The organism is Leisingera sp. ANG59 (genome assembly GCF_013317235.1).
In the GTDB taxonomy this organism is placed as follows: Bacteria; Pseudomonadota; Alphaproteobacteria; order Rhodobacterales; family Rhodobacteraceae; genus Leisingera.
The window spans coordinates 49795-71585 of record NZ_WLCM01000010.1 but is presented as its reverse complement, the minus strand read 5'-3'; the positions used below and the strand labels follow the sequence as shown (position 1 = coordinate 71585).

23 protein-coding genes are annotated in these 21791 nt (G+C 61.7%); 13 read left to right on the top strand and 10 right to left on the bottom strand.

The features are described from left to right. Positions 1 to 3: 3 nt before the first annotated feature. Positions 4 to 603 (bottom strand): gamma-glutamyl kinase, encoded by a 600-nt coding sequence (locus GKC28_RS11415; protein ID WP_174147013.1) that lies wholly within the window; start codon positions 601 to 603, stop codon positions 4 to 6. Positions 604 to 795: 192 nt separating this feature from the next. On the opposite strand from GKC28_RS11415, the gene recA reads away from it, so the two are divergent. The 3 genes from recA to GKC28_RS11400 all read left to right on the top strand — a co-directional run bounded on the left by recA (position 796) and on the right by GKC28_RS11400 (position 5038). Then, positions 796 to 1863, top strand: coding sequence for a recombinase RecA (gene recA, locus GKC28_RS11410; protein WP_174147012.1), 1068 nt, complete (start codon positions 796 to 798; stop codon positions 1861 to 1863). Positions 1864 to 2020: 157 nt separating this feature from the next. Further along, on the top strand, positions 2021 to 4672 hold the full coding sequence (gene alaS, locus GKC28_RS11405) for an alanine--tRNA ligase (protein ID WP_174147011.1): 2652 nt from the start codon (positions 2021 to 2023) through the stop codon (positions 4670 to 4672). Positions 4673 to 4750: 78 nt separating this feature from the next. Beyond that, positions 4751 to 5038 carry a DUF1330 domain-containing protein gene (locus tag GKC28_RS11400; protein ID WP_174147010.1) on the top strand — a complete coding sequence of 96 codons (288 nt, stop codon included), beginning with the start codon at positions 4751 to 4753 and terminating at the stop codon, positions 5036 to 5038. Positions 5039 to 5120: 82 nt separating this feature from the next. Here GKC28_RS11400 and GKC28_RS11395 read toward each other — a convergent pair whose 3' ends face one another. The 3 genes from GKC28_RS11395 to GKC28_RS11385 form a co-directional block, all read right to left on the bottom strand. Then, a complete protein-coding gene (locus GKC28_RS11395; RefSeq protein WP_174147009.1) occupies positions 5121 to 5702 on the bottom strand; it encodes a VOC family protein in 582 nt (193 codons plus the stop codon). 84 nt (positions 5703 to 5786) lie between these two features. After that, a complete protein-coding gene (gene typA / locus GKC28_RS11390) occupies positions 5787 to 7607 on the bottom strand; it encodes a translational GTPase TypA (protein ID WP_174147008.1) in 1821 nt (606 codons plus the stop codon). 93 nt (positions 7608 to 7700) lie between these two features. Continuing rightward, positions 7701 to 8036 (bottom strand): multidrug efflux SMR transporter, encoded by a 336-nt coding sequence (locus tag GKC28_RS11385; RefSeq protein WP_174147007.1) that lies wholly within the window; start codon positions 8034 to 8036, stop codon positions 7701 to 7703. A 251-nt stretch (positions 8037 to 8287) separates the two neighbouring features. Between GKC28_RS11385 and GKC28_RS11380 the strand changes: the two genes are divergently transcribed. After that, entirely contained in the window at positions 8288 to 9070 is a 783-nt protein-coding gene (locus GKC28_RS11380; protein ID WP_174147006.1) for a class II glutamine amidotransferase, read from the top strand. Between the two features lie 32 nt (positions 9071 to 9102). On the opposite strand, the gene GKC28_RS11375 is transcribed toward GKC28_RS11380, so the two are convergent. Genes GKC28_RS11375 through GKC28_RS11365 form a run of 3 tightly spaced genes read right to left on the bottom strand, consistent with a single transcriptional unit; the run spans position 9103 to position 11164 of the window. Then, positions 9103 to 10272, bottom strand: a complete 1170-nt coding sequence (locus GKC28_RS11375) for an HD domain-containing protein (protein ID WP_174147005.1) — start codon at positions 10270 to 10272, stop codon at positions 9103 to 9105. After that, on the bottom strand, positions 10269 to 10511 hold the full coding sequence (locus GKC28_RS11370; protein WP_174147004.1) for a hypothetical protein: 243 nt from the start codon (positions 10509 to 10511) through the stop codon (positions 10269 to 10271). The genes GKC28_RS11375 and GKC28_RS11370 overlap by 4 nt, the downstream gene beginning before the upstream one ends. After that, positions 10511 to 11164: an alpha/beta hydrolase gene (locus tag GKC28_RS11365; RefSeq protein ID WP_174147003.1), complete on the bottom strand. Its 654-nt coding sequence runs from the start codon at positions 11162 to 11164 to the stop codon at positions 10511 to 10513. The genes GKC28_RS11370 and GKC28_RS11365 overlap by 1 nt, the downstream gene beginning before the upstream one ends. Positions 11165 to 11350: 186 nt before the next feature. On the opposite strand from GKC28_RS11365, the gene GKC28_RS11360 reads away from it, so the two are divergent. From GKC28_RS11360 to GKC28_RS11320, 9 genes are all read left to right on the top strand, one after another. Next, positions 11351 to 11809 carry an Rrf2 family transcriptional regulator gene (locus GKC28_RS11360; protein ID WP_019296280.1) on the top strand — a complete coding sequence of 153 codons (459 nt, stop codon included), beginning with the start codon at positions 11351 to 11353 and terminating at the stop codon, positions 11807 to 11809. 129 nt (positions 11810 to 11938) lie between these two features. Beyond that, positions 11939 to 12982: a cysteine desulfurase family protein gene (locus tag GKC28_RS11355; protein WP_174147002.1), complete on the top strand. Its 1044-nt coding sequence runs from the start codon at positions 11939 to 11941 to the stop codon at positions 12980 to 12982. Positions 12983 to 12996: 14 nt separating this feature from the next. Next, complete coding sequence (sufB, locus tag GKC28_RS11350; protein ID WP_174147001.1) at positions 12997 to 14520, top strand: Fe-S cluster assembly protein SufB; 1524 nt, start codon at positions 12997 to 12999, stop codon at positions 14518 to 14520. Positions 14521 to 14558: 38 nt separating this feature from the next. Next, positions 14559 to 14873, top strand: coding sequence for a YbjQ family protein (locus tag GKC28_RS11345; protein ID WP_174147000.1), 315 nt, complete (start codon positions 14559 to 14561; stop codon positions 14871 to 14873). Positions 14874 to 14947: 74 nt separating this feature from the next. After that, on the top strand, positions 14948 to 15703 hold the full coding sequence (gene sufC, locus GKC28_RS11340) for a Fe-S cluster assembly ATPase SufC (RefSeq protein WP_174146999.1): 756 nt from the start codon (positions 14948 to 14950) through the stop codon (positions 15701 to 15703). Continuing rightward, positions 15704 to 16984 (top strand): Fe-S cluster assembly protein SufD, encoded by a 1281-nt coding sequence (sufD, locus tag GKC28_RS11335; RefSeq protein ID WP_174146998.1) that lies wholly within the window; start codon positions 15704 to 15706, stop codon positions 16982 to 16984. It begins immediately after the preceding gene. After that, entirely contained in the window at positions 16984 to 17469 is a 486-nt protein-coding gene (locus GKC28_RS11330; protein WP_174146997.1) for a YIP1 family protein, read from the top strand. The genes sufD and GKC28_RS11330 overlap by 1 nt, the downstream gene beginning before the upstream one ends. Beyond that, positions 17466 to 18050, top strand: a complete 585-nt coding sequence (locus GKC28_RS11325) for a YIP1 family protein (protein WP_174146996.1) — start codon at positions 17466 to 17468, stop codon at positions 18048 to 18050. Before GKC28_RS11330 ends, GKC28_RS11325 begins: the two co-directional genes overlap by 4 nt. Continuing rightward, the gene (locus tag GKC28_RS11320; protein ID WP_174146995.1) at positions 18043 to 19263 is read left to right on the top strand and encodes a cysteine desulfurase; all 1221 of its coding nucleotides are present in this window, start codon (positions 18043 to 18045) and stop codon (positions 19261 to 19263) included. The genes GKC28_RS11325 and GKC28_RS11320 overlap by 8 nt, the downstream gene beginning before the upstream one ends. A 66-nt stretch (positions 19264 to 19329) precedes the next feature. On the opposite strand, the gene GKC28_RS11315 is transcribed toward GKC28_RS11320, so the two are convergent. Genes GKC28_RS11315 through GKC28_RS11305 form a run of 3 tightly spaced genes read right to left on the bottom strand, consistent with a single transcriptional unit; the run spans position 19330 to position 21734 of the window. Then, complete coding sequence (locus GKC28_RS11315; RefSeq protein WP_174146994.1) at positions 19330 to 19995, bottom strand: ureidoglycolate lyase; 666 nt, start codon at positions 19993 to 19995, stop codon at positions 19330 to 19332. Further along, a complete protein-coding gene (locus GKC28_RS11310) occupies positions 19992 to 20597 on the bottom strand; it encodes an HD domain-containing protein (protein WP_174146993.1) in 606 nt (201 codons plus the stop codon). Before GKC28_RS11310 ends, GKC28_RS11315 begins: the two co-directional genes overlap by 4 nt. 3 nt (positions 20598 to 20600) lie before the next feature. Further along, on the bottom strand, positions 20601 to 21734 hold the full coding sequence (locus GKC28_RS11305) for a gamma-butyrobetaine dioxygenase (RefSeq protein WP_174146992.1): 1134 nt from the start codon (positions 21732 to 21734) through the stop codon (positions 20601 to 20603). Positions 21735 to 21791 lie beyond the last annotated feature (57 nt).

Genomic DNA, 21791 nt, shown 5'->3' with positions numbered 1-21791 from the left:
CTGTCAACGGGCCGGGATGCAGCAGTACAACTCGAACTCCGCCGCGCGCTTGCGCCGCAGATGTTCCTCTGTTTCCTCACTGAGTGTCACGGAGGCCTTAGGGCTGACGTTCTTGCGTTCCAGACGGATCTCCGTGTCCAGGCGGGCTTCGAGAAACTCCTTCAACGCTTCCTGATCCTCGTAGCGGAACAACTGGCTCACCTTGCATCCGTTGGGCTGGGCCTCCAGGAATTTAGCTTGGCTTCCGACATTGGCGAATGCAGGCGGCTTGCCCTTGCAATAGGCGTGCAGGAAATCGTCGAAGCTGACGTCTTTGGTGGAGTTGGGCTTGCCGTCCAGCGTCGGACGCTGGCGGTACCGGTACCAGCTGCCGAGCCAGCTGATGGGTTCGCGCATCACGGCTGCGACTTCTAGTTCAGCACCGCAGACCTTTTCAAACATCGGCCGGATCCAGCGGTTGTAGCGGTAGAGCGGAGCGTGCTTCAGCTCCGGCGGGTCGGAGATCACCAGATCGGCGCGGTCACGCAGGGCCGCCTGAAACGCGGTGGTTCCGGTCTTGGGAACGGACAGCAGCGCCAGCCGTTCCTTGAAAAAAATCATCATTCCGTTAACTGCCCGGTAAAAAATCTTGCTGCCGATTAACCATAAACCAATCTTTAACACCCCGGTCCCGAAGTGGGTACACTAGAAATCTGTTGCAATGTTCTCTTTTTGATCTCATAAGGAACAAGAGGTGAACAAAGCAGTGATTGCCGCGCGCCCCGGTGTGTGACACATAGAAAAGGACAAGGGACTATGGCGGATCTTTTGACCATGAAAAATAAAGTAAGCGGTGACAAGCAAAAGGCGCTGGACAGCGCGCTTGCCCAGATTGAGCGGCAGTTCGGCAAGGGCTCTATCATGAAGCTCGGCGATGGCAATGCCATGCACGAGATCGAGGCAAGCTCGACCGGCTCTCTGGGGCTCGACATCGCTCTGGGGATCGGCGGCCTGCCGATGGGGCGGATCATTGAAATCTACGGCCCGGAAAGCTCGGGCAAGACCACGCTGACCCTGCACTGCATTGCAGAACAGCAGAAGAAGGGCGGCGTCTGCGCCTTTGTCGACGCGGAACATGCGCTGGACCCGCAGTATGCGGCCAAGCTGGGCGTCGATCTGGATGAGCTGCTGATTTCGCAGCCTGACACCGGCGAGCAGGCGCTGGAGATCACCGACACGCTGGTGCGCTCCGGCGCGGTCAACATGGTGATCGTCGACTCGGTGGCCGCACTGACCCCGAAATCCGAGCTTGAGGGCGACATGGGCGACAGCAACGTCGGCGTGCAGGCCCGTCTGATGAGCCAGGCAATGCGCAAGCTGACCGGCTCCATCAGCCGCTCCAAGTGCATGGTGATCTTCATCAACCAGATCCGTATGAAGATCGGCGTGATGTTCGGCTCCCCCGAAACCACCACCGGCGGCAACGCGCTGAAATTTTACTCCTCTGTCCGTCTGGACATCCGCCGCATCGGCTCGATCAAGGACCGGGACGAGGTGGTCGGCAACGCAACCCGCGTCAAGGTCGTGAAGAACAAGGTGGCACCGCCGTTCAAGCAGGTGGAATTCGACATCATGTATGGCGAAGGCATCTCCAAGATGGGCGAACTGCTGGACCTGGGCGTGGCGGCCGGTGTCGTCAACAAGTCCGGTGCCTGGTTCTCCTACGGGGATGAGCGGATCGGGCAGGGGCGGGAAAACGCCAAGACCTTCCTGAAGGAAAATCCGGCCATCGCCTATGATATCGAGGACAAGATCCGTGCGTCGCACGGGCTGGAGTTCGAGCGCCCGCAAACGGACGATGCGGACGATATCCTTGAAGCCTAAGCGCTGGAAAATCTGATCAAAACCGGAAACGGTAAGGGCGTGGCGCGAGCTGCGCCCTTTTTCATGGAGCCATGCCGCTTCCCGCTGTGGACAGTGCGCAGGCGGACGGTTAAACCTGCCCGGAACGCTTGTTTTAAGCCCGCAAGAGATCCCGCACATGCCGACGCTCAACGATATCCGCTCAACCTTTCTGAACTACTTTGCCAAACAGGGGCACGAAGTTGTCGACTCCAGCCCGCTGGTGCCGCGCAACGACCCCACCCTGATGTTCACCAACTCGGGCATGGTCCAGTTCAAGAACTGTTTCACCGGTGTGGAAACCCGCGACTACAAGCGCGCCACCACCTCGCAGAAATGCGTGCGCGCCGGCGGCAAGCACAACGACCTCGACAACGTCGGCTACACCGCGCGCCACCACACGTTCTTTGAGATGCTCGGAAACTTCTCCTTTGGCGATTACTTCAAGCATGAGGCGATCCCCTTTGCCTGGGAGCTGATCACCAAGGAATTCGATATTCCGAAGGACCGGCTGTACACCACCGTCTATCACACCGATGACGAAGCCTTTGACATCTGGAAGAAGATGGGCGTGCCGGAGGAGCGGATCATCCGGATCGCGACCTCGGACAACTTCTGGCAGATGGGCGACACCGGCCCCTGCGGCCCCTGCACTGAGATCTTCTATGACCACGGCGACCACATCTGGGGCGGCCCTCCGGGCTCGCCGGAGGAAGACGGCGACCGATTCATCGAGATCTGGAACCTCGTCTTCATGCAGAACGAAAAGTTCGCAGACGGCACCATGGTTGACCTGGACATGCAGTCCATCGACACCGGTATGGGGCTGGAGCGGATTGCGGCGCTGCTTCAGGGCACCCACGACAACTATGAAACTGACCTGTTCAAGTCGCTGATCGAAGCCTCGGCGAACGTCACCAACACCGATCCCTTCGGCGACCAGAACGTGCATCACCGGGTGATCGCCGACCACCTGCGCTCCTGCTCCTTCCTGATCGCGGAAGGCGTGCTGCCCTCGAACGAAGGCCGCGGCTATGTCCTGCGCCGGATCATGCGCCGCGCGATGCGTCATGCCTCGCTCTTGGGCGCCACCGATCCGGTGATGCACAAGCTGGTGCCGTCGCTGGTCCAGAAAATGGGTGCGGCCTATCCGGAGCTTGGCCAAGGCCAGGCCCTGATCGAAGAGACATTTGAGCAGGAAGAAACCCGCTTCCTCAAGACCCTGGACCGCGGCCTGAAACTGCTGGACGAAGCCTCTGCCGATCTGGGCAAGGGCGACGTGCTGCCGGGCGAAACCGCGTTCAAGCTCTATGATACCTACGGCTTCCCGCTCGACCTGACCCAGGACGCTCTGCGCGCCAAGGAGATTGAGGTCGACACCGATGGGTTCGATGCTGCGATGAAAGAGCAGAAAGAAAAGTCCCGCGCGGGCGGTATTGGCCTGGGCGAAGCGGCGGATGTGAAGGTCTACTTCGACATTGTCGACGCAGCCGGCACCACTGACTTCCTGGGCTATGAAACCGAGAAGGCCGAGGGCCAGATCGTGGCCATCGTCAAGGACGGTGCGCAGCTGCAGTCTGCGGTCAAGGGCGACACGGTGCAGGTGATCCTGAACCAGACGCCGTTCTATGGCGAAAGCGGCGGCCAGGTGGGCGACACCGGTGTGCTGACTGTTGAGGGCGGCGCGGCCCGCATCACCGACACCAAGAAGGTGGAGGGCCTGTTCCTGCACATCGCCGAAGTGACCGAGGGCGAGATTGCCGTTGGCAAGGGCGCGGCGATGGAAGTGGATCACGCGCGCCGCAGCAAGATCCGAGCCAACCATTCGGCCACCCACCTGCTGCACGAGGCGCTGCGCAACGCGCTGGGGGAACATGTGGCGCAGAAGGGCTCGCTCAATGCTGCGGACCGCCTGCGTTTCGACTTCAGCCACAACAAGGCGATGAGTGCGGATGAACTGGCCAGCGTCGGCGCCGAAGTGAATGATTTCATCCGCCAGAACACGCCGGTCTCCACCCGGATCATGACCCCGGATGACGCGCGCGAACTGGGTGCCCAGGCGCTGTTCGGCGAGAAATACGGCGAAGAGGTCCGCGTTGTCTCGATGGGCCGTGCGCCAACCGGAAAGGGCCACGACGGCGATACCTACTCGATCGAGCTGTGCGGCGGCACCCATGTGAAGCAGACCGGCGACATCGGCACCTTCGTCATCCTGGGCGACAGCGCGTCCTCTGCCGGCGTGCGCCGGATCGAGGCGCTGACCGGTGCGGCGGCAGTTGAGCATCTGGAGCGTGAAGCAGGCCGGATGGCCGAGGTCGCGGCGGCGCTGAAAGCGCAGCCTGCGGATGTGCTGGACCGCCTCAAGGCGATGATGGACGAACGCAAGGCGCTGCAGAACGAGATTTCCAACCTCAAGCAGCAGGTCGCCATGGGCGGCGGTTCCGGCGGCAGCGCCGAGGCCAAGGACGTCAATGGCACCAAGTTCCTGGCCCAAGCGCTGCAGGGCGTGTCCGGCAAGGACCTGCGCGGGCTGATCGACAAGCACAAGCAGAATATCGGCTCCGGTGTGATCCTGCTGATCGCCGAGGAAGACGGCAAGGTGGCCGTGGCGGCCGGTGTCACCGACGATCTGACCGGCGACATCTCAGCTGTCGATGTGCTAAAGGCCGCGGTTCCGGCCGTGGGCGGCAAGGGCGGCGGCGGCCGTCCGGACATGGCCCAGGGCGGCGGCAAGGACTTCTCCGGCGCCGAGGAGGCCATCAAGGCCGCGGAGGCACTGCTGGCTGGCTGACCATTTGGTCAAAAAACACTTGGTCTTTCCGGCAATTTGCCTAAGCTGCCGGAAAGATTATGAAACTGGGAGGCTCCGATGCCCGCACTTTGGATTGCACATGTGACCGTTACCGATGCCGACGCCTATGGAAAATATGCCGAATTGGCAGGCCCGGCCATTGCCAAGCATGGCGGGGAGTTCATTGCCCGCGGCGGCCGGTTCGTGCAGCTGGAAGGCAAGGAGCGGCCGCGCAATGTTGTGGCCAGGTTCCCGAGCGTTGAAGCGGCGGTGGATTGCTACCACAGCCCGGAATACCAGGAAGCGCTGGACCACGCGCGCGGCGCTTCCGAGCGCGAGCTGATGGTGGTCGAGACCAGCGAGTAGGGGCCTGCGCGCCGGGCAAGCGGTCCGCCGTTTGAGTATTTAACAGAAAGATGAAAGGGGCGCGGCGCTGCTGCGCCCTTTTTCAGTAGGGATCTTTGGCGGAACGGTCTTCCGACAGGCTGGACTGGCGGCGTGCCACCAGGGCTTCGATGGCGTCGGCTAGGTGTTCCTCCTGAATGTTATAGTCGCCGCGTTCTACGCGGATCCTGTGTGCCTCGATCATGACGTCGGCATGGCTGCAAAAAGCGGGCGGTTCGAACCGGTAGCAGGCGAGTTCGATCAGAAGGCCCATCGGATCCTTGAAATAGATCGAATCCATGAAGCCGCGGTCCTTGGGGCCGGAATGGCTGATGCCGCGTTCGTCCAGGCGCGTCACCGCCTGTGAGAACGCGGCCTTGCTGACATTGAACGCAAGGTGGTGCACGCAGCCGGGCTCTGTGGGGGTGCGGCCGGGGTCTGCCGTGCGGGTTTCATCGGTGAAGACTGTTATAAGGCGCCCGTCGCCGGGGTCGAAATACAAATGGCCTTCGTCCGGATTGTCGAGATTGGGCTGGTCGAAGATGAAGGGCATGCCCAGCACCCCCTCCCAGAAGTCGATGGAAGTCTGCCTGCCGGCGCCGGTCAGCGTGATGTGGTGCACGCCCTGAACTTGAAGTTTCCGCATTTAAGCCCTCCGCGTTTCGGGCAGGCTAACACGCGGCGGCGGAAACGGAAAAGGCCGCCGGAACGGCGGCCTTTTGGATCTGGATCAGCTTGCCGCCTTGGACATCCGCTTGCGCTCATGCGGGTCCAGGTAGCGCTTGCGCAGGCGCACGGTGTTCGGCGTCACCTCAACCAGCTCGTCGTCGTTGATATAGGCAATCGCCTCTTCCAGCGACAGCGACATCGGGGTGGTCAGCCGCACCGCGTCATCGGTGCCGGAGGCGCGCACATTGGTGAGCTTCTTGCCCTTGAGCGGGTTCACTTCCAGGTCGTTGTCGCGCGAATGCTCGCCGATGATCATGCCGGTGTACACGTCTGCCTGGGCGCCGATCATCATCCTGCCGCGCTCTTCGAGGTTCCACAGCGCGTAAGCAACCGACTGGCCGTTCTCCATCGAGATCAGCACGCCGGCGCGGCGGCCCGGGATTGCGCCCTTGTGCGGCGCCCAGCCGTGGAACACGCGGTTCAGCACGCCGGTGCCGCGGGTGTCGGTCAGGAACTCGCCGTGATAGCCGATGAGGCCGCGCGAGGGGACGTGGGCAATGATGCGGGTCTTGCCTGCGCCTGCGGGCTTCATCTCGACCAGCTCACCCTTGCGGGCGCCGGTCAGCTTCTCGATCACCGCGCCGGAGTATTCGTCATCGACGTCGATGGTGGCTTCTTCGATCGGCTCCATGCGGACGCCGTCGACTTCCTTCATGATCACCTGCGGGCGGGAGATCGACAGCTCGAAGCCTTCGCGGCGCATGTTTTCGATCAGAACGCCCATCTGCAGTTCGCCGCGGCCGGAAACCTCGAACGCTTCACCGCCGGGGGTGTCCTGGATCTTGATGGCGACGTTGCTTTCGGCCTCTTTCATCAACCGGTCGCGGATGACGCGGGACTGGACCTTCTTGCCGTCGCGGCCAGCCAGCGGGCTGTCGTTGATGCCGAAGGTCACGGTGATGGTCGGCGGGTCGATCGGCTGGGCGTCCAGCGGCTCATCCACCGCCAGCGCGCAGATGGTGTCGGCCACGGTGGCCTTGGACATGCCGGCGATGGAGACGATGTCGCCTGCCTGGGCTTCTTCGATGTCCTGCTGGGCGAGGCCGCGGAAGGCCTGGATCTTGGTCACGCGGAACTGTTCGATCTTCTGACCGATGCGGGAGATCGCCTGCACGGTGGCGCCGACCTTGAGCTTGCCGGATTCGACGCGGCCGGTCAGGATGCGGCCGACAAACGGGTCGCTGCCGAGCGTGGTGGCCAGCATCCGGAAATCGTCGTCCTGGCGTTTGATCTGCTTGGGTTCCGGCACGTGGTTCACGATCAAGTTGAACAGTGCGTGCAGGTCCTTGCGCGGACCATCCAGATCGGCATCGGCCCAGCCGGAGCGGCCGGATGCGTACATATGCGGGAAGTCCAGCTGGTCTTCGGAGGCGTCGAGCGAGGCAAAGAGATCAAAGCATTCGTCCAGCGCACGGTCGGGTTCGGCGTCCGGCTTGTCCACCTTGTTCAGAACCACGATCGGGCGCAGGCCCAGGGCCAGCGCCTTGGAGGTCACGAATTTGGTCTGCGGCATCGGGCCTTCGGCGGCGTCCACCAGCAGAACCACACCGTCGACCATCGACAGGATGCGTTCAACCTCGCCGCCGAAATCGGCGTGACCGGGGGTGTCGACGATGTTGATGCGGGTGCCGTGCCATTCCACCGAGGTCGGTTTGGCAAAAATGGTGATGCCGCGCTCGCGCTCCAGATCGTTGCTGTCCATGGCGCGTTCCGCCACAGCCTGGTTTTCGCGGAAGGCGCCGGACTGTTTCAGCAGCTCGTCAACCAGGGTGGTCTTGCCGTGGTCAACGTGAGCAATGATCGCAATGTTGCGCATATCCATGACGTTCGCCTTTGTAAGGAAGTTGGGCCGCGCATAGCCCGAACCCCGCACAAAGGCCAGAGGAAAACCGCCGTGGGCCCCTTCAAATGCCGATCAGTGGCCTGAGGACTTGGAAAACAGGTGGATTATGACGATTCCGGACATGATCAGCACCATGCCGATGACGGCGGGCAGATCCAGTTTTTGCCCGAAGACAATGAACGCAATGACTGCAATCAGCAGGATGCCAAGCCCGGACCAGATGGCGTAGACGATGCCCACCGGCATGTATTTGAGCGTCAGTCCCATCATGTAGAAGGAGAAAGCATAGGCGAAGAGCACGATCAGCGAGGGTCCAAGCCTGCTGAACTGCTGGCTGGCCTGCAGCGCTGTGGTGCCGATGGTCTCTGCTGCCACCGCAATGATCAGGTAGACGTAGTGAACCGGCATCTCTGCCTCCCTTTCGCGCTTGCCGCGGGTGAAACCGCTGGTCTGACGTCCCGCCTATCCGATCTATGCCGCCCGGGGAAGTCCCGATGCGGCACGGGCAGGCCGGAATCCGCAAGCGGTGGTGCATGAACACGTCATTGTGCGCGGGTACACTGGACTGTAGATTGGAACGTTCTTAGGAAGACGTCCCGATAATGGGGGTTAGCTTAAAATGCTGATCTGATTCCCGAAAACAGGATAGGGACCGTCACATGTGCCGCTGGGCTGCCTACACGGGTGCCGACGTCTTCTTGGAAGACATCATTTCAACGCCTGCGCATTCGCTGATTGCGCAAAGCCAAAAAGCGGTGGAATGCAAGACTGCCACCAATGGAGACGGGTTCGGCATTGCCTGGTACGGCCAGCGGGCTGAGCCGGGGCTTTACCGCGATGTCTACCCGGCCTGGTCGGACTGCAACCTGCGGGCGCTGGTGCATCAGGTGCAATCCCGGCTGTTCCTGGCGCATGTGCGGGCCTCCACCGGTTCCGCCATCAGCCGCAACAATTGCCATCCCTTTGCCGCCGGCAAGTGGAGCTTTATGCACAACGGCCAGGTCGGCGGGTTCGAGACGTTCCGACGCCACGCGGACATGTGCATCCCGGATGAGCTGTATGAGCACCGCAGGGGCGCCACCGACAGCGAAGTACTGTTTCTGCTGGCCTTGCGCGAGGGCCTGGATGCAGACCCCAAGGGGGCGCTGGAGCGGGCTGTTGCCCGGATGGAGGGCTTGTCCCGGACGCGCGGGGCTACGCCGCACATGCGGCTTTCGGCGGCGATGTCGGATGGAAGGACGCTCTTTGCCGCTCGCTATTCCTCTGACAGCATTGCGCCGTCGGTCTACTACCGCTGGAGCCGGAGCATGAAGGGCTGGGCGGTGGTGTCGGAGCCGCTGGAAGACACCGGAGAGGCCTGGACTGAGCTGAAGCCGGGAGAATTTCTGACGCTGACGCCGAAAGGCGCGGAAACCCAGCCGTTTCAACCGTTTCTGGAGTGATGTGCAGTCCCGCCGGCGGGGCTCACAGTCCTTTACAGGCGCCCGGCCTCGCGGAACCAGGTTTCGACTTGCGCCCGGACATAGGTCCAGACTTCTGGCGCGCCGCGGCTGACCTTGCCGCCGACGCGGGCATCGAGCTGCGGCAGGCTCACGTCATAATCGACCCAGCTGCCGCCGCCGTTCAGCAGATTCAACAGCACCGGCTGCACCCGGTCGATGGATTTGGCAAATACGGCATCCGGGCTTTCCGCGGCCTCGAACTCTTCCCAGATTGCCCGCATCGGCGTGCCGTGGTCCGGGGGGAGCAGGCCGAACAGGCGGTCGGCGGCAGCCAGTTCCTCGGCAGCCAAAGCGGTAAGGGCAACAGGATCAATCACCCCGTGGATAGGGGCATCGCCTGCATCGATCTCTACAAGGTCATGCAGCAGCAGCATCTGCAGCACCCGGTCGACTTCGACTTGTCCGCAGCTGTGTTCCGACAGCACCCAGGCATAGAGCATGATATGCCAGCTGTGCTCCGCCGAGTTTTCATGCCGTGAACCGTCGCCGAGCTTGGAGGCGCGGGTGACCAGCTTCAGCTTGTCTGCCTCATTGAGGAAGGGCAGGCGGGCGCTCAGGCGGCTGCAGTCATAGCCGGTGTCCTCTCCCAGCAGCGACAGCGCGTGGTGGAAAGCCTCCGGCAGATTCTGTTCCAGCGCAGCCGCGCGGCCGCCAAACAGGTTCTGCCGGACCACATCAATATGCCAGTCCAGCGGTGCGGCACCATAAAGCGTCTGAAAGATCGGCTGACAGTGGTCCACGCGCTTGGCAAATTGCGCGTCGCGGCTCTCGGCCGCCTCGAATTCATGCCACAGGTCCAGGAACTCGGCGCATTGATCAGCTGGCAGCAGTCCGAACAACCGTTTGGCAGCAGCTTGTTCCGCCTTTGCCACGGCCTCCCAATCAACCTCATCGGTGATCGGGTGGTCGCCTGCATCGATCTCAACCAGATCGTGCAGCAGCAGCATGCGGATGGCGCGGAACACATCCACCTCTGGCGCAGCGAAAGGCGCCAGAACCAGCGCATAAAGCGCAAGGTGCCAGCTGTGTTCAGCGGAGTTTTCGCGGCGGCTGCAATCGAGGATCAGGTTCTGGCGCTCAACACTGCGAAGCTTGTCGGCTTCGAGCAGAAAAGCAAACTGCGCCTCCAGGCGGGCGCTCACGCCTCACCCTTTGTGCTGAGCTGCGCCTGAAGCGCGGCGACTTTCTTGTTGAGAAAGTCACGCGCCTTGCGTTCCGCCAGACGCACGCGGATTTCAGTCAGGAACGCCTCTTCGAGCGATTGGGAGGCCGCGCCGAGCACTTGGCCGACCTCCACATAGAACCGCTCTTCACCACTGGCGTCCTGCACCTTGAGTGTATCGACCGCCAGTTTTTGGGCCAGCGTTTCGATGGTGCCCATCAGCGTGTATTCTCCGTCAGACGTCGCTTCACGTAGTCGGTCACGGTGCCGATCATCGTGTCCATATGCGGCTCCTGGAAGAAATGGTCCGCCCCTTCCACCTCAGTATGGGTGATGGTGATGCCCTTCTGCTCATGCAGCTTGCCGACCAGGCTGGCCGTGTCGGCAGGCGGCGCCACGCGGTCGGCGGTGCCGTTGATGATCAGGCCCGAGGACGGGCAGGGCGCCAGGAACGAGAAGTCATACATGTTGGCCGGCGGCGCAACCGAGATGAAGCCGGTGATTTCCGGGCGGCGCATCAAAAGCTGCATGCCGATCCAGGCGCCGAAGGAGAAGCCCGCAACCCAGCAATGCTTGGAGTTGGAGTTCATCGACTGCAGGTAATCCAGTGCCGAGGCAGCATCCGACAGCTCACCCACGCCCTGGTCGTATTCGCCCTGGCTGCGGCCGACGCCGCGGAAGTTGAACCGCAGAACCGTGAAGCCCATGTTGTAGAACGCATAGTGGAGGTTGTAGACCACTTTGTTGTTCATGGTGCCGCCGAACTGCGGATGCGGGTGCAGCACAATGGCGATCGGGGCGTCTTTTTCTTTTTGCGGGTGATAGCGGCCTTCGAGGCGGCCTTCGGGTCCAGGAAAGATGACCTCGGGCATGGGCGGTTAAAATCCTACTCTCGTTGTCGGGTCTGCCGGCAGAATACTTGACGGGTTCGGTCAGGCATCTTAGAACAGTTCTAATCACGGGCGCTGGCCTCGCCATACACCGTCAGGCTGAGATACGCACAGTCGGAGGGAAGGTCAATGTTTTCGCACTCGCGCCCTGGTTTCGAGGGGTAAATTATGAAGCTTTCCACCAAAGGGCGCTATGCGATGGTTGCGCTGGCGGATATCGCGCTGCAGCCGCAGGGTGATCTGGTGCCGCTGGGCGACATTTCCAAGCGTCAGGACATCTCGCTCCCTTACCTTGAGCAGTTGTTTGTCAAGCTGCGCCGCGCCGGGCTGGTTGAGTCGGTGCGCGGCCCTGGCGGCGGCTACCGCCTTGCCATGCCTCCGTCCGAGGTGCGGGTGGTGGATGTGCTGTCGGCGGTCGACGAAACTGTCGATGCCATGCACAAGGGGGCAGGGGCTTCCGGCGCCTTGTCCGGCAGCCGCGCGCAATCGCTGACCAACCGCCTGTGGGAAGGGCTGAGCGCGCATGTTTATGTGTTTCTGCACCAAACCCGCCTGTCGGATGTGATCAAGAACGATCTGGCCCCATGCCCGGCTGTGCCCAGCCTGTTTGCGGTCGTGGATGACTGACGCGGTGTGCAGGCAGCTCACGTCCAACTGCCCGGAAAGAGCGTGTTCCGCACAAAATCTGCGCGGAATCTTTGCCAATTGCTGCAAGGCGGCTTATGACGCGGCAGCGATCCGCAAAAAGATGTATCTATGAAACGCGTTTACCTCGACCACAATGCCACCGCCTTGCTGCGCCCTGAGGCGAAGGCTGCGATGATTGCGGCGATGGAGGTTTGCGGCAACCCGTCGTCGGTGCATGCCGAGGGCCGGGCCGCCAAGGCGCTGGTGGAGAAGGCACGGGTGCAGGTGGCCTCTGCGTTTGGCGCGGACGGGGCCGATATCGTGTTTACCTCCGGTTCTACCGAAGGCGCTGCGCTGGCGCTGGCCGGGCGCGGGCTGCATGGTGCACCGGTGGAGCATGATGCCATACGGGCCTGGAGTGTCGAGGATCTGCCGGTAACAGGGGATGGCGCGGTTCGGATCAGCGATCCCGCCCAGTCCATATTGCAGCTGGCAAATTCCGAAACCGGCATCGTGCAGGCGCTGCCGGAGGGGCTGGCGGTGACGGATGCGACCCAGGCCTTTGGCAAGCTGCCGGTGGCGTTCAACTGGCTTGGCGCCCAAATGGCGCTGATTTCGGCGCACAAACTGGGCGGCCCCAAGGGCATCGGCGCCGTTGTGATGAAACGCGGCACCGATCTGCCGGCCCAGATCAAGGGCGGCGGCCAGGAAATGGGACGCCGGTCCGGAACCGAAAATGTCATTGGAATCGCGGGCTTCGGCGCCGCAGCTGAAGCAGCTGCAAAAGATCTGGCAAATGGTGTCTGGGACAGGGTTGCAGAACTTAGAAATATTCTAGAAAAGGCGCTTGTGTCTGGCGTAAGCCATACTATTTTTGTCGGGAAGGATCAGAAGCGCCTGCCGAACACCCTGTGTTTTGCAACGCCGGGCTGGAAGGGCGAAACCCAGGTCATGCAGATGGACCTTGCGGGCTTCGCGATCAGCGCCGGCAGCGCCTGTTCCAGCGGCAAGGTGCGCGCCAGCGCGGTTCTGACCGCAATGGGATATGACGAGGCCACGGCACAAGGCGCGGTTCGCGTGTCGCTGGGGCCCCAGACGACGGAAGAAGATGTGCTGCGCTTTGCCGATGCGTGGCTGCAAAAAGAAAAGAAACATCGCGCCCGCGCGGCGTGAGTGAGGAGAAGACAATGGCCGCTTTGGACCAGACCCAAGTCAAGGAAGGTGTTGACCAGGAAACCGTGGACGCGGTCCGCGAAGTAGGCGGCGCTTACAAATACGGCTGGGAAACCGATATCGAGATGGAATACGCCCCCAAAGGGCTGACCCCGGATATCGTCCGGCTGATCTCGGAAAAAAACGAAGAGCCAGAATGGATGACCGAATGGCGGCTGGCGGCTTATGAACGCTGGCTCCAGAAGGAAGAGCCCGACTGGGCGATGGTCGACTACCCGGAGATCGACTTCCAGGACCAGTATTACTATGCCCGTCCCAAGTCGATGGAAGTGAAACCCAAGTCGCTGGACGAGGTCGACCCCAAGCTTCTGGCGACCTACGAAAAGCTCGGCATCCCGTTGAAAGAGCAGATGATTCTGGCCGGCGTCGAAGGCGCGGGCGAGACCCCGGAAGAAGGCCGCAAGGTCGCCGTGGACGCGGTGTTCGACTCCGTCTCCGTGGGCACCACCTTCCAGAAAGAGCTGAAAGAAGCGGGTGTCATCTTCTGCTCGATCTCGGAAGCGATCAAAGAGCACCCGGAGCTGGTGAAGAAATACCTGGGCTCGGTGGTCCCGGTGTCTGACAATTTTTATGCCACGCTGAACTCCGCCGTGTTCTCCGACGGCTCCTTTGTCTACGTGCCGCCGGGCGTGCGCTGCCCGATGGAACTGTCGACCTATTTCCGCATTAACGCGGAAAACACCGGCCAGTTTGAGCGTACCCTGATCATCGCCGACAAGGGCTCTTACGTCTCCTACCTGGAAGGCTGCACCGCACCGCAGCGCGACACTTCGCAGCTGCATGCCGCGGTGGTGGAGATCATCGTCGAGGAAGACGCCGAGGTGAAATACTCGACCGTCCAGAACTGGTATCCGGGCGATGAGAACGGCAAGGGCGGCATCTACAACTTCGTGACGAAGCGCGCCGACTGCCGCGGCGACCGCGCCAAGGTGATGTGGACCCAGGTCGAGACCGGCTCGGCCGTGACCTGGAAATACCCGTCCTGCATCCTGCGCGGCGACGACAGCCAGGGCGAATTCTACTCTATTGCAATCACCAACAACTACCAGCAGGCCGACACCGGCACGAAGATGGTGCATCTGGGCAAGAACACCAAGTCGCGCATCGTGTCCAAGGGCATCTCCGCCGGCAAGGCGCAGAACACCTATCGCGGTCTGGTGTCGATGCACCCCAAGGCGAAGAACTCGCGCAACTACACACAGTGCGACTCGCTGCTGATCGGCGACAAATGCGGCGCCCACACGGTTCCGTACATCGAGGTCAAGAACAACTCCTCCCGCGTGGAGCATGAGGCAACCACCTCGAAGGTGGACGACGACCAGCTGTTCTACTGCCGCCAGCGCGGCATGGATGAGGAAGAGGCGGTGGCCCTGGTTGTCAACGGCTTCTGCAAGGACGTGCTTCAGGCGCTGCCGATGGAATTCGCCATGGAAGCGCAGCAGCTGGTTGCGATCTCGCTGGAAGGGTCTGTCGGCTGATGACAGGCCCTTGGGCATCACCGCAAGGAGGCAAGAGCATGATCGTCACAACGACCAACAGCGTCGAAGGCTACCAGATTGCTGAATACAAGGGCATCGTGGTGGGGGAGGCGATCATGGGCGCCAATGTGCTGCGCGATGTTTTTGCTTCGATCACCGATATCGTCGGCGGCCGCTCCGGCGCGTATGAAAGCAAGCTGCAGGACGCGCGCGAAACCGCGCTGGCAGAGCTGGAAGACCGTGCCCGGGCCAAGGGCGCAAACGCCGTGGTTGGCGTTGATCTGGATTACGAAGTGGTCGGGCAGTCCATGCTGATGGTCTCGGCCAGCGGCACCGCGGTGGTGCTGGGATAGGAATGAAACGGCCCCGATGGGCCATGGGAATATCGCGGGCCGCAGGCCTGCAAGACATGTGAGACGAGGAAAAAATGCTCGAAATCAAGAACCTGCACGTCAAACTGGAAGACGAGGAAAAGCAGATCCTGAAAGGCGTCGATCTGAAGGTCGAAGCCGGCAAGGTGCATGCCATCATGGGGCCGAACGGTTCGGGCAAATCCACCCTGTCCTACGTGCTGTCGGGCCGCGACGGCTATGAAGTGACCGAAGGCTCCGCCGAGTTGGAAGGTGAAGACATCCTGGAGCTGGAGCCGGAAGAGCGCGCCGCTGCGGGGATGTTCCTGGCGTTCCAGTACCCGGTGGAAATCCCCGGCGTTGGCAACATGACCTTCCTGCGCACCGCAGTGAACGCGCAGCGCAAGGCCCGCGGCGAGGAAGAGTTGTCGGCCTCTGACTTCCTGAAAGAAGTCCGCGCCAAGGCGAAGACCCTGAAGATCGACGCCGAAATGCTGAAGCGCCCGGTCAACGTCGGCTTCTCCGGCGGTGAGAAGAAGCGCAACGAAATCCTGCAGATGGCGATGCTGGAGCCGAAGCTGTGCATCCTGGACGAGACTGACTCCGGCCTCGACGTGGACGCGATGAAGCTGGTGGCCGATGGCGTGAACGCCCTGCGCGACGAAGGCCGCGGCTTCCTGGTAATCACCCACTACCAGCGCCTGCTGGACCACATCAAACCGGACGTGGTGCACATCCTGGCAAACGGCCGTATCGTCAAGACCGGCGGCCCCGAGCTGGCGCTGGAAGTCGAGAACAACGGCTACGCCGGCATTCTGGCAGAGGAGGCGTAAATGGCCCTGGCCGAAGTCAAGCAAAGCGCAACCCAAGCGCGGCTGATGGCGCTGACCCTGCCGGAAAGCGGCTGCCTCAAGGCGGCCCGCCAGGCAGCGCTGTCCCGGGTGCAGACCATGGGCCTGCCGTCGCGCCGCGATGAATACTGGAAATACACCAAGCCGGACACCCTGGTGCAGGCCGAGGCACCCAAGGCGGCTGTGTTCCATGCCGAAGAAGATCCGATGTTCAACGCCTTTGAGCGCCTGAATATTGTCTTTGTGGATGGCGTGTTTGACGCCGAAGCCTCTGATGATCTGGACCTCGAAGGTCTGACCATCGACCGGATTGAGGATATCTGCTGCAAGGATATTCACTGGGCCAAGGACCTGTACGGCGTTCTCGAGGCGCGCGGCCAGACCCCGGTGGAACGCCCGCTGGCGGCGCTGAACACCGCCTTTGCAACTGATGGCGTGGCGATCCGGGTGACCGGCAAGGTCTCTAAGCCGATCAACTTCACCTATGTGCATTCGGACGAAAACTCCGACGCGATCCTGCACCATGTGATCCGCGTGGAAAGCGGTGCCGAGGTGACGGTCCTGGAGAACGGCCCTGCAGCCTCACGCTTCAATAAGTGCATGGAGATCGACATTGCCGATGGTGGCAAGCTGCATCTAGTGCGCGCCCAGGGCCGCGACCACGAGCGCCGCGCCGCGACCCATCTGTTTGCCCGCCTGGGCAAGGAGTCGGTGTTCAAGTCTTTCACCCTGACCGTGAACGGCGTGCTGACCCGCAATGAGGCGGTGATTGAATTGACCGGCGACGATGCGGTTGCCCATATCGCGGGCGCCTGCGTCGGCGATGGCGACTTCCATCACGATGACACCGTGTTCATCACTCATGACGCGGTGAACTGCGAAAGCCGCCAGGTGTTCAAGAAGGTGCTGCGCAACGGTGCCACCGGCGTGTTCCAGGGCAAGATCCTGGTGAAGGAAGGCGCGCAGAAGACTGACGGATATCAGATTTCCCAGTCGCTGCTGCTGGACGAAGACAGCCAGTTCCTGGCCAAGCCTGAGCTGGAGATCTACGCCGACGACGTGGCTTGCTCGCACGGTTCCACCTCCGGCGCCATCGACGAGGAAGGCCTGTTCTACCTGCGGTCGCGCGGTGTGGACAAGGCGGATGCGACCGACCTCATGACGCTGGCCTTCCTGGCCGAAGCGGTTGACGAGATCGAGGATCCCGAGATCGCGGCCGACATCGTCTCCCGCCTCGAAGGCTGGCTGGCCCGGCGCCGCTGATGTCCGTCACCACGGATATCCCCGCGACCTACAGGGGGCCGCGCAAGGTCTTTGCGCGGCTTCTGAGCATGGGCGCCCGCGAGGACCGGCTGCTGGTGTTCCTGATTGCAGGCTGCGTGCTGACCTTTGTGGCGCAGATGCCGAAACTGGCGCGCGAGGCGCATCTGACCGGCCAGGAGCTGAACATGCTGCTGGGCGGATCACTGCTGGCGCTGGTCTTCATCGCGCCGCTGCTGCTGTATGTGCTGGCGCTGGTCGCCCATTGGATTGCGCGCGCCATGGGCGGGCAGGGCGATGCCTACCGTGCGCGGCTGGCTTTGTTCTGGGCTTTCCTGGCGGCCAGCCCGCTGATGCTGCTGAACGGCCTGGTGGCCGGTTTCATCGGCCCCGGCGCAGCATTGAACCTGGTGGGGGCCCTTTGGTGCGCCGTGTTCTTCTGGTTCTGGGTATCCGGCATGGTCCAGGGCTATTGGGCCAAGCCATGAATGCGCTGGCCTCCTTTGCCCTGCTGACGCTGAAATCACCGCGTGATGCAGCGCAGCAGATCCTGGCCCGGGACTGGCCGAGGGAGGCGCTGTGGACCGCCTTTCTGCTGTCCGTGGTGTTGAACACCTTCGTCTACACCCTGCAGAAAATCCTGTTTCCGCTGCCGCCAGAGGTCCTGCTGCCACGGTTCACGCCAGGCGTTTATTTCGCCATGGTTCTGGCGCTGCAACTCTGCTTCATCGCCATGCTGTCGTCGACCGGCCGCTGGCTGGGCGGCCAGGGAAACCTGCCCGCGCTGCTGGCGCTCGTCACCTGGCTGCAGCTGCTGCAAGCGGGGCTGAATGGCGCCATCGTGGTTGTCTTTCTGGTGATGCCCTCGCTGGCTGCACTGCTGAATATTGCAGCCAATATCGTTGTGTTCTTCATCCTCCTGCATTTCGTCAATGCGGCGCACCGTTTCGGTTCCGTCTGGCGTTCGCTCGGGGTGGTATTGATGGCCAGCATGATCCTGGTCTTTGCCCTTCTCTTTATCGTGGGTCTGATCGGCCCAGCCAATCTGGGACTTCCCGAAAATGTATGACCTGGACAAAATCCGTGCCGACTTTCCGATCCTGTCGCGGGAGGTGAACGGCAAGCCGCTGACTTATCTCGACAACGGCGCATCGGCCCAGAAGCCTCAGGCCGTGATCGACGCAGTCACTAAGGCCTACGCCGAGGAATATTCCAACGTTCACCGCGGCTTGCACTTTCTTTCTAACTTGGCGACCGAAAAATATGAGGCCGTCCGCGGTATCATTTCCCGGTTCCTGAACGCGGGCGATGAAAACACCATCGTGCTGAACTCCGGCACCACCGAGGGCATCAACCTGGTTGCCTACGGCTGGGCGATGCCGCGGTTCGAGGCCGGTGACGAGATTGTCCTGTCGGTGATGGAGCATCACGCCAACATCGTGCCCTGGCACTTCCTGCGCGAACGCCAGGGCGTGGTGCTGAAATGGGTTGATGTGGCCGATGACGGCAGCCTTGATCCGCAGAAGGTGATCGACGAGATTGGCCCCAAGACCAAACTGGTGGCTGTTACCCAGTGCTCCAATGTGCTGGGCACGGTTGTGGACGTGAAGGCGATTACCCAGGGCGCTCATGCCAAGGGCGTTCCGGTGCTTGTTGATGGTTCGCAAGGCGCGGTGCACATGCCGGTCGATGTGCAGGACATCGGCTGCGATTTCTATGCAATCACTGGCCACAAGCTCTATGGCCCCTCCGCGTCCGGCGCGATCTACATCAAGCCTGAGCGCATGGCCGAGATGCGCCCCTTCATCGGCGGCGGCGACATGATCAAAGAAGTCTCCAAGGAGCAGGTCATCTACAACGATCCGCCGATGAAGTTCGAGGCCGGCACGCCGGGCATCGTGCAGACCATCGGCCTGGGTGTGGCGCTGGAGTATATGATGGAGCTTGGCATGGAGAACATCGCCAAGCACGAGGGCGGCCTTCGCGACTATGCGATGGAGCGGCTGACCGGCCTGAACTGGATCAATGTGCAGGGGCAAGCACCCGGCAAGGCCGCGATTTTCAGCTTCACCATGGAAGGTGCCGCACATGCTCATGACATTTCCACCATCCTCGACAAGAAAGGTGTCGCGGTGCGCGCCGGCCATCACTGCGCCGGGCCGCTGATGGATCACCTGGGGGTTTCGGCGACCTGCCGCGCGTCCTTTGGCCTCTATAACACCAAGGAAGAAATCGACACGCTGGTTGATGCGCTGGAGCTGGCTCACGAACTGTTTGCCTGAGCGAAGAGGCGGACCAAAGGAAAACGGCGCCCGTTACCGGCGCCGTTTTTGTTTGGATACAGGATGTCAGCTGCGGATCTTGTCTTCGCGCAGCGGGCAGGACAGGTAGACGCCGAATTCCTTGCCGACATCACAGCTGACCCTTGCATGCACCTTGCCTTGGCGGTCGAGGAAGCGCTGGCTGTCCTCCACAGGGAAGATACCCTCGTGCCAGATGTTCGGGTGGATATAGAGACCCTTGGAGCCATCGCACCAGAACGCGACAACTTTTTCCGGTGTTAGATCATCACCGGGGAGAGCGGCCGGAATTATGAATGGCTTGTTGTCCAGCGGGTAGAACAGCTGACCGCCGTCGGGATGGTAGTTCATGTGCCACAACAGCACCTGGTCCCGCGGTGCTGTTTGCGCTTCAATCTTCGCCTGCTGCGGGTCAGTGGACCAGCCCAGAACATAATTGCCGTTGACCGCTTCGTTCTCGCCATAGAGCACATCGCCAAGCCAGCCACCGCGGAAGGTGCCTTCGACCCAGCCGGCCTCGTCGCCGGTGCCGTCGTCAATCGGCCGCCAGCCTTGCGCGGGCCATTGCACGATTTCGATCTCGAAGTTTTCCGGATCGTCCACCAGGCAGCCATAGCCTTTGACGCTTTCCTCGGTGGCCCGGATCAGCGGAACCTCATGCCAGGGCAGCGAGGGTTTGGTGCTGGCCTCAAAGATATACTCGGGCGCGCTCATTTTGCGGAACCTCCCGTTCCCATGTGCTTGTCCACCATCCGCTGGACCATCGGCGCAAAGTGCCAGTAATCCGGAGTGTCCATGTCGTCGCGTTTGCCAGCCTCATCCAGATAGCGCACCGCGATAATCTGCTTGAGGTTCGGGTTCTTCTTGAACTCGGCCACTTCCTCCGCATTCATCGGCCCGCCCTGCAGGTTCAGGGAATGGATCGAAGCCTCTGATAAACGGTTGAAATACTCCGGCTTGGTGGCGCAAAGATAGCGCTTGGCGGCCACATGGTAACGGACGCAATCGGTGATCACCGACGGGAAAAACTGTTCCAGAACTTCGGCTCCGGCTTCCTCGTGATAGCGGTCCTCGGTGTCGTCCATGGAGAAAGTGCCGAACTCGCTGGTGAAATGGCCGATATCGTGGAGGAGCGCCCCCACGATGATCTCTTCCGGCTGGCCGTTCGCCTCGGCGATGGTGGCGCCCTGCAGCATGTGCTCGGCCATGGTGACCGGCTCGCCCAGGTATTCCTCATCGCCGCGGCGGTCAAAGATGCCACCAATGAAGTCTACGATATTGTCCCGGTTCAGCTGGCTGACGTCTGGCTTGCTCATCGCTCAGCCCTCCAGCTGCGCATTCAGCACGTTGAGGGTCGAAAGCAGACCGTCCTTGTCGGCGTAGCAGCCCTGCAGCCAGCGCGAGCCGGACCCCGAATACCCGAGACGCGCATGCATCACGCGGGTGTTGTCGACGATGAAGCTCTCTCCCGGTTCCAGCTTGAAGGAGACGCCCATGTCCGGATCATCGATGAATTCACCTAGCCGGCGGTAAGCGGCGTAATAGTCCTCCATCTTGTCAAATGGAATGTCGACAAATGGGGCGGAGGAGCGGTTGTTGAACCGAATGCCGATCATCTCCCCGTCGGGGGAAAGTTCGATCATCGGGCGGCGCGAGCGCAGGTGCACACCGTCGGAGCCCTTGTATTCAAACCGAGCCGAGTAGCCGGCCAGCAGCGCAAAGCCTTCCGGGTTCTCGTCACGCAGACGTTCGGCTGCGCGGAAACCGTCCACCACAATGCTTTCGCCGCCCTCAGCGGAGTTCTCCAGGCAATAGAGAATCTGCAAGGAGGGCACCGGGTCGCGGTAGGGGTTGTCAGTGTGCGCCTGCAGCCCTAGACCGGTGTAAGCTAGGTTGGTCGGATTCACCTCGGTGCGGACTTCAAAAAACTTGCCGTAGTTGGTCTCGCGGATAAAGCCGAACATTTCGGCGCAGTCGACCAGCGCGCCCTCCTTGACCGGGCCGTTCACCAGTTTGGCAAAGCCGAGCCGGGCAATGGCGTCCAGCCAGTCGCGTTTGACCTCAGGGCTCGATATCACCTCGTTCCAGTCGAAGGCCGGTGCGGGCTGACTACTGCTCCAAGTGTCGATCCCCGGGGCCACGCGGCCGAATTGCGAAGCCTGTTCAATGTCATAAGCGTTATCCCTCAACCATGCGCCGGGAAAGCTAACGGTTTTGCCTTCCGGGGCGAATGTGACGGTCAAAGATCCGTCTTCCACCAGCGCGGTGCTGATTTTGGTGTCCACCGGAATGTCGCCGATGGTGATCAGCCGCTGGCCATTGCCGGGGGAACGGGTTTCGGGATCCAGCGCGTTGTCACGCAGCCAGATCGCATGGAAGCGGCTTTCGCTGCCGTCTTCGAAGGTCAGGGTCAGAAAGCTGCCGGATGCGTCGGCGGATACGGAACGGGGCATAAGGGTCACTCCGGTTGGCCTGGTTCTTTCTTGCCTTGCTACCGCTGCTGAGCCATC

What these genes read in the sequence shown, in the direction of transcription:
- typA (WP_174147008.1), bottom strand. Translation starts at nt 7,607, where the DNA reads ATGGATATGCGCAACATTGCGATCATTGCTCACGTTGACCACGGCAAG.
- alaS (WP_174147011.1), top strand. Translation starts at nt 2,021, where the DNA reads ATGCCGACGCTCAACGATATCCGCTCAACCTTTCTGAACTACTTTGCC.
- recA (WP_174147012.1), top strand. Translation starts at nt 796, where the DNA reads ATGGCGGATCTTTTGACCATGAAAAATAAAGTAAGCGGTGACAAGCAA.
- GKC28_RS11355 (WP_174147002.1), top strand. Translation starts at nt 11,939, where the DNA reads ATGAAACGCGTTTACCTCGACCACAATGCCACCGCCTTGCTGCGCCCT.
- GKC28_RS11325 (WP_174146996.1), top strand. Translation starts at nt 17,466, where the DNA reads ATGAATGCGCTGGCCTCCTTTGCCCTGCTGACGCTGAAATCACCGCGT.
- GKC28_RS11385 (WP_174147007.1), bottom strand. Translation starts at nt 8,036, where the DNA reads ATGCCGGTTCACTACGTCTACCTGATCATTGCGGTGGCAGCAGAGACC.
- GKC28_RS11320 (WP_174146995.1), top strand. Translation starts at nt 18,043, where the DNA reads ATGTATGACCTGGACAAAATCCGTGCCGACTTTCCGATCCTGTCGCGG.
- sufC (WP_174146999.1), top strand. Translation starts at nt 14,948, where the DNA reads ATGCTCGAAATCAAGAACCTGCACGTCAAACTGGAAGACGAGGAAAAG.
- GKC28_RS11380 (WP_174147006.1), top strand. Translation starts at nt 8,288, where the DNA reads ATGTGCCGCTGGGCTGCCTACACGGGTGCCGACGTCTTCTTGGAAGAC.
- GKC28_RS11305 (WP_174146992.1), bottom strand. Translation starts at nt 21,734, where the DNA reads ATGCCCCGTTCCGTATCCGCCGACGCATCCGGCAGCTTTCTGACCCTG.
- GKC28_RS11370 (WP_174147004.1), bottom strand. Translation starts at nt 10,511, where the DNA reads ATGGGCACCATCGAAACGCTGGCCCAAAAACTGGCGGTCGATACACTC.
- GKC28_RS11400 (WP_174147010.1), top strand. Translation starts at nt 4,751, where the DNA reads ATGCCCGCACTTTGGATTGCACATGTGACCGTTACCGATGCCGACGCC.
- GKC28_RS11315 (WP_174146994.1), bottom strand. Translation starts at nt 19,995, where the DNA reads ATGAGCGCGCCCGAGTATATCTTTGAGGCCAGCACCAAACCCTCGCTG.
- GKC28_RS11345 (WP_174147000.1), top strand. Translation starts at nt 14,559, where the DNA reads ATGATCGTCACAACGACCAACAGCGTCGAAGGCTACCAGATTGCTGAA.
- GKC28_RS11360 (WP_019296280.1), top strand. Translation starts at nt 11,351, where the DNA reads ATGAAGCTTTCCACCAAAGGGCGCTATGCGATGGTTGCGCTGGCGGAT.
- GKC28_RS11395 (WP_174147009.1), bottom strand. Translation starts at nt 5,702, where the DNA reads ATGCGGAAACTTCAAGTTCAGGGCGTGCACCACATCACGCTGACCGGC.
- GKC28_RS11415 (WP_174147013.1), bottom strand. Translation starts at nt 603, where the DNA reads ATGATGATTTTTTTCAAGGAACGGCTGGCGCTGCTGTCCGTTCCCAAG.
- GKC28_RS11365 (WP_174147003.1), bottom strand. Translation starts at nt 11,164, where the DNA reads ATGCCCGAGGTCATCTTTCCTGGACCCGAAGGCCGCCTCGAAGGCCGC.
- GKC28_RS11310 (WP_174146993.1), bottom strand. Translation starts at nt 20,597, where the DNA reads ATGAGCAAGCCAGACGTCAGCCAGCTGAACCGGGACAATATCGTAGAC.
- sufD (WP_174146998.1), top strand. Translation starts at nt 15,704, where the DNA reads ATGGCCCTGGCCGAAGTCAAGCAAAGCGCAACCCAAGCGCGGCTGATG.
- sufB (WP_174147001.1), top strand. Translation starts at nt 12,997, where the DNA reads ATGGCCGCTTTGGACCAGACCCAAGTCAAGGAAGGTGTTGACCAGGAA.
- GKC28_RS11330 (WP_174146997.1), top strand. Translation starts at nt 16,984, where the DNA reads ATGTCCGTCACCACGGATATCCCCGCGACCTACAGGGGGCCGCGCAAG.